This window comes from Kitasatospora sp. NPDC094015, from assembly GCF_040304075.1.
Lineage (GTDB): Bacteria > Actinomycetota > Actinomycetes > Streptomycetales > Streptomycetaceae > Kitasatospora.
Genome location: NZ_JBEOUL010000005.1, coordinates 47,958 through 64,336, shown reverse-complemented (window position 1 = coordinate 64,336; position 16,379 = coordinate 47,958). Strand labels below are relative to the sequence as shown.

Sequence of the window (16,379 nt, the reverse complement as noted above, 5' to 3'; positions counted from 1 at the left end):
TCACTCGACCAGCTGGCGGCCGTCCCGCTGGGCGGAGCAGCTGGCGCGGAAGGAGCACCGGGCGCAGCCCTCCCCGGCGGTCGGCACGAAGCGTTCGGCCAGCACCCGGCCGGCCGCGTCGGCCAGCAGGTTCTCGATCCACGGTTCGCCCTCCGGCGGGCCCTGGTGCTGGACCTTCGGCCCCTCGGCCTCCCGCTTGGCGGGCTCCCGCAGGTGCACCAGCTCGGCGCCGCCGACGGCCGCGCCGTCCGCGAAGCCGGGCAGGGCGTCGAGCGCGCCGTTGCGGGCGGCCAGCTGGTAGACCGCGAGCTGCTTGTGCTCGGGCAGCGACTTGTCGGTCGGGATCCGCTTGCCGGTCTTGAAGTCGACCACGTACGCCCGGCCGACCGCGTCCTGCTCGACCCGGTCCATCGAGCCGCGGATGCGGACCGCGACGCCGCCGACCGTCAGGGTCAGGTCGAAGCCGTGCTCGGTGGCGACGGTGGTGCGGTCGCGCTCCAGGACGTGCCAGTGCAGGAAGCGCTCCAGCGCCGAGCGGGCCTCGGTCTTCTCCTGCTGGGACTTCCAGGGGGCGTCGAAGGCGAGCGCGTCCCAGACCGTGTCCAGCCGCTCCATCAGCACGGCGAGGTCGGCCGGGGTGCGCCCGGAGCCGACCTCGTCGGCCAGCGCGTGCACCACGTTGCCGAAGCCCTGCGCGGCCGTGGTGGTGGTCGCCGCCTTCACGTCCTTGTCCAGGAACCACTGCAGGGCGCAGTTCTCCAGCTGCTCCAGCCCGCTGCCGGAGAGCCGCACGGGCACGTCGGCCTCGCGCAGCGGCTCGGGGGCGGCGCTCTGGTCGACCAGCCCCCACCAGCGGTCCGGGTGGGCGGCGGGCACCAGCGGGACCCCGTCCTCGTCGGTGGCGCCCGCCAGCTGGGCCAGGCGCTCGGCGGCGGCCTGCCGCAGCCCGGCGGGCGCGGAGCCGTCCACGGTCACCGACCGCAGCTCGGCGACCAGCGCGGCCACCGACAGCGGCCGGCGCGGGCGGCTGGTGACGTCCTCCACGGTGACCTGGGGGGTACGGCTGCGCACCCGGCCGGTCGCCGGGTCGAGCTCCTCGCGGTACAGCTCGCGCAGGAACCGGGACGGCTCGTCACCGTCCTCGGCCTGGGCCTTCACGGCGGTGACGACCAGGCGTTCCTTGGCCCGGGTGGCGGCGACGTAGAACAGCCGGCGCTCCTCGCCGAGCAGCGCGGCCGGGGAGAGCGGCTCGGCGAGGCCGTCCCGGCCGATCCGGTCGGCCTCCAGCAGCGAGCCGCGGCGCCGCAGGTCGGGCCACAGGCCCTCCTGGACGCCGGCCACCACCACCAGCCGCCACTCCAGCCCCTTGGAGCGGTGCGCGGTCATCAGCCGGACCGCGTCCGGGCGCACCGCGCGGACGGTCAGCGTGTCGGCGGCGATGTCCTGCGCCTCCAGCTCGGCCAGCAGCTCCGCCGCGCCGCGGTGGCCGGCCACCTGCTCCTCCGCCCGGGCGGCGGTCTCGAACAGGGCGCAGAGCGCGTCCAGGTCGCGGTCGGCGTTGCGCCCGCCCGCGCCGCCGCGCAGCGCGGCCCGCTCCAGCCGCTCCCGCCAGCGCCGACTGCCGTCCCACAGCTCCCAGAGCGCCTCCTCGGCGCTGCCGCCGCCGGCCAGCAGTTCGCGGACCTTGCGGAGCAGCATGCCGAGGTCACGGGCGCGGCGGGCGTACAGCGGCTCCATCGCGATCAGCCGCTCGGGCTCGGCCAGCGCCTCCCGGATCAGCTCACCGGCGGCGCGCGGGGCCCTCGGCACCGGCCCCCGGTCGCCCTCCCGGCGCTGGGCGGGGACCAGCGGCGTGGCCGCCGGTTCCTGGTCCTGCTCCTGGTCCCACTCCGACTCCTGCTCCGGGGTCCACTCCGGCTCCCACGGCTCCTGCTCGGGATCCGGCTCGGGCTCCGGGTCGGGCTCGGTCAGGTCCCAGCCGCCGTCCTCGTCGCCGGCCGCGGTGTCCCCGCCGACCGGGCCCCCGCCGGCCGCGTGGTCCGCCGCCCGGGCGGCCGCCCGCAGCGCCAGGCGTTCCTCCTCGCGCAGCGCCCGCCCGAGCCGGCGCAGGTCGGAGCCGTCCAGGCCGCCGAGGGGCCCGGTGAGCAGGGTGTGCGCGACCTCCGCGGTCAGCGCGGCGAGCGGCTCGGCGCACACCCCCAGCGCCTGGAGCAGCGGGGTGACGGCGGGCTCCTCGCGCAGCGGCAGGTCGTCGCCGTCGATCTCCAGCGGGACGCCCGCCGAGGTCAGCGCCCGGCGCACCCCGGGGATCGACCGCGCGCCGGCGCGGACCAGCACCGCCATCTCGCCCCACGGCACCCCGTCCTCCAGGTGCGCGCGGCGCAGCAGGTCGGCGATCGAGTCCAGCTCGGCGCCGGGCGTGGGGTAGCTGTAGACCTCGACCCGGCCGCCCTCGCGGGCGGGCAGCAGCGCCCGGTGCTGGGCGAGCTTGTCGGCGGGCAGCCGTCCCATCGGCATCCGCCGGGCGAGCTCCCGGGAGGCGGCCAGCAGCACCGCGCCCGAGCGGCGGGACACCCGCAACACCTGGACCTCGGCCGGGGCGCCGCCGGCCTGCCGGAAGGTCTGCGGGAAGTCGAGGATGCCGTTGATGTCCGCGCCGCGGAAGGCGTAGATCGACTGGTCCGGGTCGCCCACCGCGACCAGGTCCCGCCCGTCGCCGGCCAGCTGCCGCAGCAGCCGCACCTGGGAGGGGTCGGTGTCCTGGTACTCGTCGACGAACACCACCTCGTACCGCTCGCGCAGCCCGGCGCCCACCTCGGGGCGCTCGGCGAGCAGCACCGCCCGGTGCACCAGCTCGGCGTAGTCGAGCACCCCGCGCAGGTCCAGCACGTCCAGGTAGTCGGCCAGGAAGTGGGCGGCGGCGGCCCAGTCCGGGCGCTGCACTCCGTCGGCGAAGCGGGCCAGCTCGGCCTCGCCGAGACCGAGCTCGCGGCTGCGGGCGAGCACCGCGCGGACCTCGTCGGCGAAGCCGCGGGTGGTCAGGCAGGCGCGCAGGTCCAGCGGCCAGCCGATCCGGCCGACCCCGAGGCGGGCGTCCTCGGCGTCGCCCGCCAGCAGCTCGCGGACCATCACGTCCTGCTCCGGGCCGGAGAGCAGGCGCAGCGGGTCGGCGTACTCCTCGGGGCTCTGGTGGGCGCGCAGCAGGGCGTAGCAGAACGAGTGGAAGGTGGTGGCCTGCGGGGCGAGGCCGTCGGCGACCCGCGCGGTCATCCGGTCGCGCAGCTCCATCGCCGCCTTGCGGCTGAAGGTGAGCACCAGGATCCGTTCGGGATCCGTGCCGGCGGCGATCCGCCGGGCCACCGCCTCGACCAGCGTGGTGGTCTTGCCGGTGCCGGGGCCGGCGAGCACCAGCAGCGGGCCCGAGGCGTGCTCGACCACCGCCTGCTGATACTGGTCGAGCGCAGGCGGGGCGGGGTGTGCGAGCGGGCTGCGCACCAGGCGGAAAGGGGAGGTCAATGCGGTCCAGAACGGTTGTGCCAGGGTCGTGCTTCGGGCTGCTGCACAGCGGCCCCGGGGCGGACCGCAGACATCGAGCCTACGATCCTGCCCCGTCATTCCCGTCCGCGCACCCGGTTCCCGGGGTTCGGGGGCGTGCCCGGGCGGGCGCGCTACCGGCCGTCCCAGCGGGCCAGGCGCAGGTCCACCCGGGGTTCGCCGGCCACCGTGCGCAGCGGGGTGCCCTCGGCCCGGTACTCCGGCAGCGCGCGGTGCTCGTGGCCGGGCAGCGGCCGGCCGTCGGCGCGGATCACCCGCCACCACGGCACCGCTCCGCCGTAGAGCGCCATCACCCGGCCGACCTGACGGGGGCCGCCCTGCCCGAGGTACTCGGCGACGTCCCCGTAGGTCATCACCCGGCCCGGCGGGATCCGCTCGGTCAGGTCGAGGACGAGCTCGGCGTAGGGTGGCAGACCGTCCTGGCCGGCCGGATCCAGCGGCTCGGTGGGTTCGCTCATCTGCCGCATTCTTCCGCATCCGGTCGATTTCGGGGCCCCGCGCGGATGATCCGCCGCGCCCGATGCGCCCCCTGTCCAGCACCGGGCGTCCGGGCATGGCAGCATCTTCGGGGCAACGCGTGGTGATACAAGGACAAGACCAGATGACCGGGACGGCAGACGTGAACGTGGACAAGGGCTCGGACGAGTCCGCCACCGACGATGCTGCGGGACCGGAGCACGCCGAACCCGAGGCGGTGTCGCTGTTCAAGACGCCGCCGCAGAGCGGGCCCGCGGGGCGCGAGCAGCAGGGGCCGCCCGGCCCGGCCGCGCCGTCCCCGGTCCCGTCCGCGCCGGAGCACTCGGGGGAGCACCGGCTGGCGGTCGACGAGCCGCTGCTGCCGCCGCGCGCGCACCGCCCGTCCGACCTGCTCCGGTTCATCGCCGGGCTGCTCGGCATCATCGCCGTCTTCGTGCTGGCGCAGATCGCGGTCTCGACCACCACCGGCATCGAGAACGACATCGCCAAGAGCGCCCACAAGGTCCCGAACCTGCTGAGCACGATCGCCGCGCTGGTCTCCAGCGTGGCCGTGCTGGCCGTCCCGCTGGCGTTCGCGGTGGAGCGGCTGATCAAACGCGACGGCCTGCGGGTCGCCGACGGGGTGCTCGCCTCGGTGCTCGCCTACGGGGTCTCGCTGGGCGTCGACTGGTGGGTCGCCGCGGGCGCGCCCGACACCGTCCGGGACGCCCTCACCCAGCTGCAGAGCGCGGCCGGGGACAAGCTGACCGATCCGGTGCACGGCTATCTGGCCCCGGTGATCGCGTACATGACAGCAGTGGGCATGTCCAGCCGACCACGCTGGCGGGTGGCGCTGTGGATAGTCGTCATCCTGAGCGGGACCACCGAGCTGATCAGCGGCTACACCACCCCGCTCTCGCTGCTGCTCACCGTGCTGATCGGCTGGTCGGTGGCGTACGGCACGCTCTACGCGATCGGCTCCCCGAACATCCGGCCGACCGGCAAGACCCTGATGGTCGGCCTGCGCAAGGTCGGCTTCAGCCCCTCGGCCGCCCACCGCGCCCCGGACGCCCCCGGCGACACCCGCCGCTACCTGGTCACCCAGCAGGACGGCCCGCTGCTGGACGTCCACATCATCGACCGCGAGCAGCAGGCCTCCGGCTTCTTCTACCGGGCCTGGCGCCGGGTACGGCTGCGCTCGGTGGCCGTCCGGCGCAGCCCGCAGTCGCTGCGCCAGGCACTGGAGCAGGAGGCGCTGATCGCGTACGCGGCCGCCGCCTCCGGCGCCCGCGCCCCGCAGCTGGTCGCCACCTCCGAGCTCGGCCCGGACGCCGCGATCCTGGTCTACCAGAACGTCTCCGGGCGGACCCTGGACGAGCTGACCGAGGAGGAGATCACCGACGACGTGATGGCCTCGCTCTGGGAGTCGGTCGGGGCCCTGCACGAACGGCGGATCGCGCACCGGCGGCTGACCGGCGAATCGCTGCTCGTGATGGACGGCACCACCGGCTGCCTGGTCAACCTCTCCGGCGGCGACATCGCGGCCGGCGACCTGACGCTGCGCATCGACGTCGCCCAGCTGCTCACCACCTTCGCGCTGCGGATCGGCCCGGAGCGGGCGGTGGCGGTGGCCAACGAGGTGCTCGGGCCGGAGCGGGTGGCCGCCGCGCTGCCGCTGCTCCAGCCCGTCGGGCTGAGCCGCTCCACCCGGATCGACCTGCAGCGGATGACCAAGGAGCGCAAGGCCGCCGCACAGGCACTGGCGGTCGAGCAGGTCGCGGCGGGCGAGCGCACCCAGGAGCAGGCCGAGGAGGACATCGCGGTGGCCGGCGAGGACCTGCTCAGCCGGATCCGCGGCCAGATCCTGCAGATCGCGCCCGAGGCGCCGATGGCCCCCGCCAAGCTGGAGCGGCTGAAGCCGAAGACGCTGATCATGGTGATCGCGCTGACCTTCGCCGCCTACCTCGCGCTCACCACGATCCAGCCGGGCCAGCTGAAGCTGTCCCAGATGGACTGGGCCTGGGCCTCGGTGGCGCTGGTCGCCGCGGCGGCCAGCTACGTCGCCGCGGCGATGAGCCTGACCGGCTTCGTGCCCGAGCGGCTGCCGTTCGAACGGACCGTGGCGGCCCAGCTGGCCGGCTCCTTCGTCAAGCTGGTGGCCCCCGCCGCGATCGGCGGCATCGCGCTCAACACCCGCTACCTGCAGAAGGCCGGGATCCGCCCGGGCCAGGCGGTGGCCAGCGTCGGCGCCTCCCAGCTGGCCGGCCTGGCCGGCCACCTGATGCTGCTGTTCGGCTTCGGCCTGATCACCGGCACCCAGACCAACGGCGACCTCGGCGCCTCCCGGGCGGTGATCATCGGGGTGCTGACGGCCGCCGTGCTGGCCCTGGTGGTGGCCGCGGTGGGCCCGCTGCGGCGGTTCGTGGTGACCAGGGTGCGCTCGCTGTTCTTCGGCGTGGTGCCCCGGATGCTGGACCTGATGCAGACCCCGCGCAAGCTGGTCAGCGGCTTCGGCGGCATCCTGCTGCTGACCCTGAGCTTCACCTCCTGCCTGTACGCCTCGGTGCAGGCGTTCGGCGGGTCGATGACCTTCTCGGCGGTCGCGGTGGTCTTCCTGACCGCCAACGCGGCCGGCTCGGCGATCCCCACCCCGGGCGGCATCGGTCCGGTCGAGATCGCCCTGATCGGCGCGCTGACCGTCGGCAACGTACCGGCCTCGGCCGCCACCCCGGCGGTCTTCCTGTACCGGCTGCTCACCTTCTGGCTCCCGGTGCTGCCGGGCTGGATCGCGTACAACGTCCTGCAGCGCAAGGGCGCCCTCTAGCGCTTGCCCCGTCCCGCCCGGACGCACCGAGGGCCGCCGTCCCCGGTGGGGACGGCGGCCCTCGGCCTGCCGGGCGGGACGGTCTAGTAGACCGGCTTGTGCGGCTCGATCTGGTTGACCCAGCCGATCACGCCGCCGCCCAGGTGGACGGCGTCGCCGAAGCCCGCCGACTTGAGCACGGCGAGCACCTCGGCCGAGCGCACGCCGGTCTTGCAGTGCAGCACGATCTTCTTGTCCTGCGGCATCTTCTCCAGCGCGGTGCCCATCAGGAACTCGTTCTTCGGGATCAGCGTCGCGCCCGGGATCGAGACGATCTCGTACTCGTTCGGCTCGCGGACGTCGATCAGGAAGATGTCCTCGTCCTCGTCCAGCCACGCCTTGAGCTGCTTGGAGGTGATGGTCGCGCCCTGGGCCGCGGCCTGCGCCTCCTCCGACACGACGCCGCAGAAGGCCTCGTAGTCGATCAGCTCGGTGACGGTCGGGTTCTCGCCGCAGAGCGCGCAGTTCGGGTCCTTGCGGACCTTCACCTGGCGGTAGGTCATCTCCAGGGCGTCGTAGATCATCAGACGGCCGACCAGCGGCTCGCCGACCCCGGCGAGCAGCTTGATCGCCTCGGTGACCTGGATCGAGCCGATCGAGGCGCACAGCACCCCGAGCACGCCGCCCTCGGCGCAGGACGGCACCATGCCCGGCGGCGGGGCCTCCGGGTAGAGGCAGCGGTAGCAGGGGCCGTGGTCGGCCCAGAACACGCTGGCCTGACCGTCGAAGCGGTAGATCGAGCCCCACACGTACGGCTTGCCGAGCAGCACCGCGGCGTCGTTCACCAGGTACCGGGTGGCGAAGTTGTCCGTGCCGTCCACGATCAGGTCGTAGCCGGCGAAGATCTCCATCACGTTGGAGTTGTCCAGGCGGTCCTCGTGCAGGATCACCTCGACGTAGGGGTTGATCTCCTTGACCGAGTCACGGGCGGACTCGGCCTTGGAGCGCCCGATGTCGGACTGGCCGTGGATGATCTGGCGCTGCAGGTTCGACTCGTCGACCGTGTCGAACTCGACGATGCCGAGCGTCCCGACACCCGCGGCGGCCAGGTACATCAGTGCGGGCGAACCGAGGCCGCCGGCGCCGACGCACAGCACCTTGGCGTTCTTCAGCCGCTTCTGCCCGTCCATGCCCACGTCGGGGATGATCAGGTGGCGGGAGTACCTGCGGACCTCGTCGACGGTGAGCTCGGCGGCCGGCTCGACCAGGGGTGGCAGCGACACGGAAACTCCGATGGTCGTCAGTTCGGTATTGCCTACGCCAACAGTGTCACGTGCCGCCGGTATTCCGAGACAGCATGTCCGATGGGCGAGACACCGCCCACCGGATCGTGGGACCACCGCGCACCGCCCCGACCAGCCCCAACGCGCTTGCCGCCAGGGCCTGTCGGACGATTCGCGGGGCCGGGCGGCCGGTCAGACCCGGCAGGCGGTCTCCAGCCAGATGTCGCCGAGCGACTCCTCCAGCGGGACGTGCGTCCGCCAGCCGAGACGGTCCCGGGCGGTGCGGACGTCGGCCTGCCGCCAGGGCACCGGCTCCGCCGCCGGCCGGGCCTCGGCCGGCCGGTACAGCCCGTCCGCGTGGCCCGGACCGGCCTGGGCGGGCAGCAGCACCTGCCGGCCGTCCTCCGCCACCGAACCCTCGAAGCCGGAGGCCCGGACCAGCAGGTGGGCCGCCTCGCGGGCCCGGACGGCGTGCCCGCTGCCGATGTTGATCACGCCGGTGGCGGCCGAGACCGCCGCCGCCTGGATCGCCCGGGCCACGTCCCGGACGTCCACGAAGTCCCGGTACCCGGACAGGTCCGGCATCCGGACCTGGAGCTCGTCCTGCTCCAGCGCCCGCCGCAGCCCCTCGGCCAGTCGGCCGAACAGCGAGGCGGTCGGCGAACCGGGGCCGACCACGTCGAAGATCCGCAGCACCAGCGCGTCCAGCCCGGAGGCGAGCACCAGCTCCGTCCCGGCCAGCTTGGAGACACCGTACGGGCCGACCGGCCGCGGCTCGGTGGTCTCCGGGATCGGGCCGCCCGCCTGCACCGGCCCGTACTCCGCGGCCGAGCCGATGTGCACCAGCCGGGCCGGCTCCCGGCTGCGCCGGATCGCCTCGCAGACGGTCGCCACCGCCAGCGTGTTGGCCTGGATCAGCAGCCGCGAGGTGCCGTACGTCGCCCCCGCGCAGTTCACCACCACCTGCGGGGCCACCGCGTCCAGGAACCGGGCCAGCGCGCCGGGGCTGCCCGCCGTCAGGTCGAACCGGATGTCGGCCGAGTCCCGGCGGCCGAGCACGGTGACCTGCATGCCCGGATCGGCCAGCAGTCGCTCGGCGACGCGGCGGCCGATGAAGCCGTCCGCGCCCAACAGCAGCACCCTCATCGGGGGTGTCCTTCCCTGAAGCCCGGGGCGCGCACGCCGCGGGCGGTTTCTCTCGGACCACGGCCGTGCGGCCGTGGTCCGGTGGCTCGGCCGGGCGGGCCCGGCCGGTAGGAACCCGGGCGGCCGGAGGCCACCCAGGCGTACGGGAGGAGCAGCAGCCCGACCGTGCCGCAGGCCGCCAGCCGGGCCGCGGCGGCCGGGAACGCCCCGGTGAGCAGCAGGGCCGCCACGCCCGCCACCGGCAGGGCCACCGCGGCGGGCGCCGGGTGTTCACCCCGCAGCAGGGCGGTGGCCAGCACCAGCAGCAGCGCGACCGCGGCCTGGGCGGCCCACTGGGTCGCGCCCGCCCGGTGCGCGGCGCCGTGCAGCAGCCCCCCGGCGGGGCCCGGCCCCGGTGCCAGGGCGGAGGCGGCGGCCAGCGCACCGAAGGTCAGCACCGCGAGCACGGCCAGGTGCAGCAGCACGGCGACCGGCAGCACCGGCCGCATCCGGCCCCGGAACTCCGCCATCGTGCGGGCCGAGCCGAGATGGCCCCGGCCCGTCCGGCGCAGCCAGTCGGCCGACCAGGCCGCCGACCCCAGAGCCAGCACCGCGACCGCCGCCAGCAGGGCGTCCGCACCACCGGCGCCGGTGACCGTCGGAGCCAGCAGCAGGGCGATCCCCAGCCCGTACCCGCAGCGCACGGCCCGGCTGCCGGCCGGGGCGGACCGGGACAGCGGCACGGCGGCGAGCAGCAGCAGGGCGAGGGCGACCGGCCGGCCGAGGCCGGGCAGCGCCGACCCGACGAGCAGGAGCAGCGCGGCCGGCAGGCCGTGCCGGACGGCGGCGCCGGTGGCCCGGCCCCAGCTGCGGGCCCAGGGCGCGGGGCGCTCGGCCGGGGCCGGCTCCGGCGGGCGGCGCGGCACCCGGGCGTACAGCTCCTCGGCCAACCCGAAGACGTCCGCGTGCCGGTAGTGGCCGGCCGTCCCGGCGCCGATCCCGGCGTCCTCCAGGGCGGCGGCGATCTCCAGCGGGTCCACGGCCTGCTCGCACACCGCGCGGTGCCGGGCGATCAGCTCGCGCACCGGGTCGGCGGGCGGGGTCCCGGTGGCGGGATCGGGCGCTCCGCCGGGCGGGCCCGTGGCCGGGCGGGCGGGCGCGCCGGCCCTCGGCGGTGGTCCGGGCATCAGAGCGCCTCGGCCAGGGCCCCGGGCGCGGCCGCGTCGTCCGCGGGCCGCTCCCGGCCGCCGTCGGGCGCGGCCTCGGGCGGCTCGGGCTCGGCGCCCGCGCCGGCCACCCAGTACTCGGCGGGCCGGGCGAAGGGTTGCAGCCGCTCGCCCGCCCCGGCCGGGAAGGCGGGCCAGCGCGAGACCAGCTCCAGGTAGATGTCCCGGAAGGCGGTGATCACCGGCTCGACCGCGAACCGTTCCTGCGCGCGCAGCCGGCCCGCCAGGCCGAGTCTGGCCCGGCGCTCCTCGTCGCCGAGCAGTGCCAGGCAGGCGCCCGCCAGCGCCTGCGGGCTGCGCGGCGGCACCAGCAGGCCGGTCGGCCCGACCACCTCGCGGGCCACCCCGACATCGGTGGCGACCACGGCCCGGCCGCTGAGCATGGCGTCCGCCAGCAGGCGGGGGCTGCGCTGGGCGAGCGCCGAGAAGACCACCACCCGGCCGGCCTGCCAGGCCTCGGCCGGCGTGCCCGGGCGCCCCTCGAAGGTGACCGCACCGGCGACGCCGAGCCGCTCGGCGATCTCCTCGCAGTGCAGGCGGTACCCCGGCACCCCCTCCTCGCCGTACATCCGCAGCACCGCGCCGGGCAGCTCGGCCCGGACCTGGGCGAACGCGTGCAGCATCAACTCCGGGTCGCGGCCCGGCTCCAGGGCCCCGGCCCAGACCAGCGCGGGCTCCGGCGGCTCGGCGCCGGCGACCTCCCGGGCGACCGCGGGGGTGCCCTCGTGCACCACCCTGATCCGGGCCGGATCGGCGCCGCAGCGCTGCTGCCACTGCTGGTCGTAGGAGCTGCCCGGGGTGAGCACCGCGGCCTGCCGGTAGGTCTCCTCGGTGAGCAGCCGGAAGAAGGTCAGCAGCAGCGCCCGGACCGGCCAGCGGTAGGGCGCGGTGCGGTAGCTGCGGTACTGCTCGCGCAGGTGCAGCCCGTGCTCGGTGACCACGAACGGGATGCCGTGCAGCTGCTTGGCGACCAGCGCGGGCAGCGCGGCCGGGCCGCCGCCCACCACGTGGCACAGGTCGGCCGAGCCGAGCGCGCCGGGCCCGGTGCCGTACCAGTCGGCCGACAGCGGGCGCAGGCACTGCTCCAGCAGGTCGGCGGCGACCAGGACGTCGCGCACCAGCGGCTGGCCGGCCGCGGTGTCCGCGCCGGGCGAGCGCCAGACCTGCTCCAGCACCCGCTGGGCGGCCCCGGAGGCGAGGAAGGCGGGCAGCGCGCCGTCCGCCCCGGCCAGCTCGGCCAGCCGGTACAGCCCGGGGCCGAAGGAGGCCCGCTCGCCCGGCAGCACCAGGGCGCGCACCAGCTGCTCGTACGCTTTGCGGTACGACCGGCGGCGGTGCGCCGAGGGCCCGCGGCCGGCCGGGCGGCGGCCCCACATCGGCAGCTCGTGCACCGCGGCCAGCCCGCGCACCGGCGGCCGGACGGGGCCGGGCTCCGGCTCCTCGGCGCGGGCGCCGCGGGCCAGCAGGTAGAGCTGGAACTCGTGCTCGACCAGCCCGTCGGCCAGCCGGCCGCACCAGCTGTCACCACGCTTCGCGTTCGAATAGGTGCTCTCGGTGAGCAGAGCGATGCGCACGACGCCTCCAGAGCAGAGCGTTCGACCTGGGTTCAACGACTACGACACAGGGAGCCTGATCAACCAGCGACACCAATGCTCAGCAAGGAAACGGCCCCGGGCGGCGCCGCGACCACTCCCCGTGGCCCCGGCTCCCGGCTCCGCTGTTCAGCCCCCTCGGACCCCGACCGGGCCCCGACGGTCACTGCTCCCCCACACCTGTTCGGTCTGACACCACGAAGGTAGAACGACCCGCCGCCCGCACCTCGCTCACCTGCCTGGTAGCCACCTGAACGAGTGAACAAGCGTGACCGCGGACCGCCTGCGGCGTTCACCCGGACCGGCGGACACCCGCCACGGGCGGCCGTTCCCGCCCCGACCGGGCCCCGCCCGGCGCCCCGCTCAGGCCTCCGCCAGCAGCTCCCGGACGGCCCGGCCGACCCGCTCCGGGTGCTCCATCATCGCCACGTGCCCGGAGTCCGGCAGCACCAGCAGCCGGGCGTCCGCGAACGCCTCGCAGGCCCGCCGGGCGCACCGGTACGAGACCAGCTTGTCCTTCAGCCCGTACACCAGCAGCACCGGCACCCGCACCTGCGCGGCCTGCCGCCACAGCGACTGCTCGCCGCGCTCGGTGTACGCCGACACCACCCCGCGGGCCGAACCGGCCAGCACCGCCAGCGCGTACGGCAGCGCCATCCGCCGCCGGTACTCCTCGACCGCCCGCGCCCGCTGTGCGGCCGGTATGGCCGACGGGTCCGCGTACACCAGCCGCAGCAGGCTGTCGGTGGCCGCCTCGACGCTGCGCCGGCGGTCCGGGGCGCGGCCGAGCAGCGCGGGCAGGCCGGGCACCGCGAGCAGGCCGGTCGGCCAGGCGCTGCGCTGCGGGGGCAGTTCGGGCAGGGCCGGCGAGATCAGGGTCAGGCTGCGCACCAGGTCCGGCCGCAGCGCGGCGACCCGGACCGAGACCGCCCCGCCGAGCGAGTTGCCGAACAGGTGGACCGGCCCGCGGCCGGCGTGCTCCAGGTACCCGATCACCGCCCGGGCGTGCCCGGAGACCGAGAGGTTGCCGTCCTGCGGCGGGGTGGACCAGCCGAACCCGGGCAGGTCCAGCGCCTCGCCCGCGACCACCCCGGACAGCTCGGCCATCAGCGCGGCCCAGTTGTCCGCCGAGCCGCCGAGACCGTGCACGTAGAGCGCCGGCGGCAGCCCGTCCGGGGTGCCCCGCAGCGGGCCGCGGACCGCCAGCTCGGCCCCGGGCACCCGTACGGTTCGGAACGATTCGGCCTCGGTCTCCAGCTGTTCGGCGCTCATGGAGCACGATGGTAGTAAGCCGGTACCCGGCCCCACCGGCCGCCGGGCCGGATCTCACCCTGTGGACAGCGCGGATCCGGACCGTATTGTGGGCTCCCGACAAGGCCGTTTCTACGTTTTACTCGGCTCTGCCGGGAGCGGACCCGGTTACCCAAAAGTAGAATCAATGGCTCTGCCAGCCATGTCCGACCGTGAAGTGAGGAGCGCCGTGACGGCCATCCAGGAGGCGCAGGAGCGCCCGCGCGGTGCTCGCCTGCCGCGAAGCGCCCGCCGTGAACAACTGCTCGGCGCGGCCCAGGAGGTGTTCGTCGCCCAGGGCTACCACTCGGCCGCCATGGACGACATCGCCGACCGGGCCGGGGTCAGCAAGCCGGTGCTCTACCAGCACTTCCCGGGCAAGCTGGAGCTCTACCTCGCCCTGCTCGACAAGCACTGCGACGCCCTGGTCGACGCGACCCGCGAGGCGCTCGCGGCGACCACCGACAACAAGCAGCGGGTCGCGGCCACCATGGAGGCGTACTTCCACTACGTCTCCAGCGAGTCCGGCGCGTTCCGGCTGGTCTTCGAGTCCGACCTGACCAACGAGCCCGCCGTGCGCGAGCGGGTGGAGCGCGCCAGCGACCTGAGCGCCACCCTGGTCAGCAAGGTGATCGCCGAGGACACCGACCTCCCCGAGGCGGAGGCCAAGCTGCTGGCCGCCGGCGTCTGCGGCCTGGCCCAGATCACCGCCCGCTACTGGCTCTCGCAGGGCCAGGAGATCCCGCGGGACGAGGCCGTCCGGCTGGTCGCCAGCCTGGCCTGGCGCGGGCTCAAGGGATTCCCGATGCACCCGAACGACCAGGACCCGGACCAGGACGACGAGTCGCCCGCGGACAGCTGATCAGCGGACCTTCGCCGCACGGCCCGAGCCGTGCTCTAAGGTGAAGCCGTACGGCGCAAGGACCGCGGACACCCGTTCGAGGTGGTGCGCAAGGCTGTTGCAACCCCGGAGGGATGGAAGCCGTGGAGGTCAAGATCGGCGTGCAGAACACGCCCCGAGAGATCGTGCTCGAGAGCTCGCTCAGCGCGGACGAGGTCGCGAGCGCGGTCGCCAAGGCGCTGGAGGGCACCGAGAAGCTCCTCTCCCTCACCGACGAGCACGGCCGCCGCATCCTCGTCCCGGCCGAGCGCCTGGCGTACGTGGAGATCGGCGAGCAGGCCGCGCGCAAGGTGGGCTTCGGCACCCTCTGAGGCGCCCCGCGGGCGCCCAGGTCGAACGGCGGTGGCCGTCCCCCGAGCGGGGGGCGGCCACCGCCGTTCGCACGTCCGGGGCGTACCCCGGCCGCGCACGGGGTAGGGCGAGTACGGCACCCACCGCGCGAACCCCGGGAGGCAGCCCGTGTACGTCGAGACGATCGCCTACGCCCTGATCGGCCTGACCGTCGGCATCGGCGCCGTGGTGCTGCTGCCGAGCTGGTTCCCCACCGCCCGGGCCGTCACCGTCTCGACCGCGCTGGTCGCCGCCCTGCTCGGCGGGGTGATCTCCCGGTACGCCTTCGACGGGCGGCTCCCGGCCGCCGCCCTCGCCGTCTCCGCGGTCAGCGCGGTGCTCCTGGTCTCGGTGCCGGCCCGGCCGGACCGGCCCCGGCGGCGGTCCGGCAGCCACCGCCGCCGGCCCGCCTGATCGGTCGCGGGCCTCAGGAGGCCAGGCCGAGCGCCGCCATCCGCCGGGTGTGGGCCTCGGTGATCCGGTTGAACATCTTGCCGACCTCGACCAGGTCGAAGCCCTGCACCTGGGCGCCGCCCACCAGCAGGTTGGACAGCGCGTCGCGCTCGGCGACCACCCGCTGCGCCTGGCTGAGCGCCTCGCCCATCAGCCGGCGGCCCCAGAGCGCGAGGCGGCCGCCCACCCGGGGCTCGTCCTCGATCGCCTGCCGCACCCGGTCGACCGCGAAGGCCGCGTGCCCGGTCTCGGCCATCACCCGCAGCACCAGGTCCCGGGTGTCGTCGTCCAGCCGGACGGCCACCTCGCGGTAGAAGTCGGTCGCGATGGCGTCCCCCACGTACGCCTTGACCAGGCCCTCCAGCCAGTCGGAGGGAGCGGTCAGCCGGTGGAAGGCCTCCAGCGGCTCGACGAACGGCGTCATCACCTCGGTCGGGTCCGCCCCGACCTCGGCGATCCGGTCGTGCAGCAGCTGGTAGTGGTGGAACTCGGCCGAGGCCATCCGGGCCAGCGCGGCCTTGTCGACCAGGCCGGGGGCGAACTTGGCGTCCTCCGCGAGCCGCTCGAAGGCGCTCAGCTCGCCGTACGCGAGCGCGCCGAGCAGGTCGAGCACGGCCGCCCGGTAGCTCGGGTCCGCCGCGCAGCTCGCCCAGTCGCCGATCGAGCCGGCCCGCTGCGGGGTGGTCGGGTCGGTCGGGGTGCCCTCGCCAGATTCCTGAGTCTCCATGGCACGTCACCTTAGACCGCCGGACCGCCCGCCACCGGCCCGGCCGCCCGGCCGGACCCCCGCCCACCAGCCCGAGTAAGCCGCGTCACGTGTTCGAGTCGGCGCTGGACTGTATGGTGGTAGTGAGGCCTGGTGTACTCGCGCGGCCCGTCCTGCCGGACAGGCCGCGCAGACGTGCTCCGTGCAGACGTTTCTGCGCGGGGGCAGGCACTCACGTACGCGGATGCCCGGTCGGAGACCCGATCGGCTCCGACCATGGCCTGGACTTCGGGCCTTGGCACCGCATCAGTGGCCGAGCGAGGGCCGCCGCGGACCGCGCCACGGCGCAGGTCCCGCGCCGACCCCTCACGGGAATCCTCCCCCACGCCGCCGGACGACGCGCCCTTCACCGGGCCGCGCGGGTCAGCAGGCAGCAGGGACCGGCGCGGTGTGCGACCCACAGCTGTGAACCGTGGCCCTTCGACGGCCCGCCGCAGCGGTATGGCCGCCCGCCGCCCTCTCGCTCTCGGCCCCCCATATGGAAGAGGCAGCACCCTGTCCACCACCGCTGAACCCATCAAGACGACGTTCCGGGACCTCGGGATCCTCCCGGAGACCGCCGAGGCCCTGGAGGCCGTCGGCATCGTCCATCCCTTCCC

General features: G+C 75.2%; 12 protein-coding genes. 4 read left to right on the top strand and 8 right to left on the bottom strand.

Translation table 11 applies throughout. The annotated features are described in order from the left end of the window. The gene (locus ABT014_RS08290) at positions 1-3,516 is read right to left on the bottom strand and encodes an ATP-dependent helicase (RefSeq protein ID WP_350637863.1); all 3,516 of its coding nucleotides are present in this window, start codon (positions 3,514-3,516) and stop codon (positions 1-3) included. 152 nt (positions 3,517-3,668) lie between these two features. Continuing rightward, positions 3,669-4,013, bottom strand: a complete 345-nt coding sequence (locus ABT014_RS08285) for an MGMT family protein (protein WP_350637862.1) — start codon at positions 4,011-4,013, stop codon at positions 3,669-3,671. 143 nt (positions 4,014-4,156) lie between these two features. Here ABT014_RS08285 and ABT014_RS08280 point away from each other — a divergent pair, with 143 nt between their 5' ends. Next, entirely contained in the window at positions 4,157-6,835 is a 2,679-nt protein-coding gene (locus tag ABT014_RS08280; RefSeq protein ID WP_350637861.1) for a flippase-like domain-containing protein, read from the top strand. Between the two features lie 83 nt (positions 6,836-6,918). Here the strand turns inward: ABT014_RS08280 and moeZ are convergent, their stop codons facing one another. From moeZ to ABT014_RS08255, 5 genes are all read right to left on the bottom strand, one after another. Then, a complete protein-coding gene (moeZ, locus tag ABT014_RS08275) occupies positions 6,919-8,097 on the bottom strand; it encodes an adenylyltransferase/sulfurtransferase MoeZ (RefSeq protein ID WP_350637860.1) in 1,179 nt (392 codons plus the stop codon). Between the two features lie 192 nt (positions 8,098-8,289). Further along, positions 8,290-9,243 carry an NAD-dependent epimerase/dehydratase family protein gene (locus tag ABT014_RS08270; protein WP_350637859.1) on the bottom strand — a complete coding sequence of 318 codons (954 nt, stop codon included), beginning with the start codon at positions 9,241-9,243 and terminating at the stop codon, positions 8,290-8,292. Then, positions 9,240-10,409, bottom strand: coding sequence for a hypothetical protein (locus tag ABT014_RS08265; RefSeq protein WP_350637858.1), 1,170 nt, complete (start codon positions 10,407-10,409; stop codon positions 9,240-9,242). The genes ABT014_RS08270 and ABT014_RS08265 overlap by 4 nt, the downstream gene beginning before the upstream one ends. Further along, complete coding sequence (locus tag ABT014_RS08260; RefSeq protein WP_350637857.1) at positions 10,409-12,022, bottom strand: DUF3492 domain-containing protein; 1,614 nt, start codon at positions 12,020-12,022, stop codon at positions 10,409-10,411. The genes ABT014_RS08265 and ABT014_RS08260 overlap by 1 nt, the downstream gene beginning before the upstream one ends. A 381-nt stretch (positions 12,023-12,403) precedes the next feature. Then, positions 12,404-13,312, bottom strand: coding sequence for an alpha/beta fold hydrolase (locus ABT014_RS08255; protein ID WP_350637856.1), 909 nt, complete (start codon positions 13,310-13,312; stop codon positions 12,404-12,406). A 208-nt stretch (positions 13,313-13,520) separates the two neighbouring features. On the opposite strand from ABT014_RS08255, the gene ABT014_RS08250 reads away from it, so the two are divergent. The 3 genes from ABT014_RS08250 (at position 13,521) to ABT014_RS08240 (ending at position 14,975) form a co-directional block, all read left to right on the top strand. Beyond that, a complete protein-coding gene (locus tag ABT014_RS08250) occupies positions 13,521-14,192 on the top strand; it encodes a TetR/AcrR family transcriptional regulator (protein ID WP_350637855.1) in 672 nt (223 codons plus the stop codon). Between the two features lie 122 nt (positions 14,193-14,314). Further along, a complete protein-coding gene (locus ABT014_RS08245) occupies positions 14,315-14,542 on the top strand; it encodes a DUF3107 domain-containing protein (protein WP_350637854.1) in 228 nt (75 codons plus the stop codon). 148 nt (positions 14,543-14,690) lie between these two features. Next, positions 14,691-14,975 (top strand): hypothetical protein, encoded by a 285-nt coding sequence (locus tag ABT014_RS08240; protein WP_350637853.1) that lies wholly within the window; start codon positions 14,691-14,693, stop codon positions 14,973-14,975. Between the two features lie 13 nt (positions 14,976-14,988). On the opposite strand, the gene ABT014_RS08235 is transcribed toward ABT014_RS08240, so the two are convergent. Further along, positions 14,989-15,741, bottom strand: a complete 753-nt coding sequence (locus tag ABT014_RS08235; RefSeq protein ID WP_350637852.1) for a ferritin-like fold-containing protein — start codon at positions 15,739-15,741, stop codon at positions 14,989-14,991. Positions 15,742-16,379 lie beyond the last annotated feature (638 nt).

Bases quoted from the DNA above. Each gene is read 5' to 3' on its own strand.
- ABT014_RS08265 (WP_350637858.1), bottom strand. From the start codon at position 10,409: ATGCCCGGACCACCGCCGAGGGCCGGCGCGCCCGCCCGCCCGGCCACG.
- ABT014_RS08235 (WP_350637852.1), bottom strand. From the start codon at position 15,741: ATGGAGACTCAGGAATCTGGCGAGGGCACCCCGACCGACCCGACCACC.
- ABT014_RS08280 (WP_350637861.1), top strand. From the start codon at position 4,157: ATGACCGGGACGGCAGACGTGAACGTGGACAAGGGCTCGGACGAGTCC.
- ABT014_RS08285 (WP_350637862.1), bottom strand. From the start codon at position 4,013: ATGAGCGAACCCACCGAGCCGCTGGATCCGGCCGGCCAGGACGGTCTG.
- ABT014_RS08255 (WP_350637856.1), bottom strand. From the start codon at position 13,312: ATGAGCGCCGAACAGCTGGAGACCGAGGCCGAATCGTTCCGAACCGTA.
- ABT014_RS08270 (WP_350637859.1), bottom strand. From the start codon at position 9,243: ATGAGGGTGCTGCTGTTGGGCGCGGACGGCTTCATCGGCCGCCGCGTC.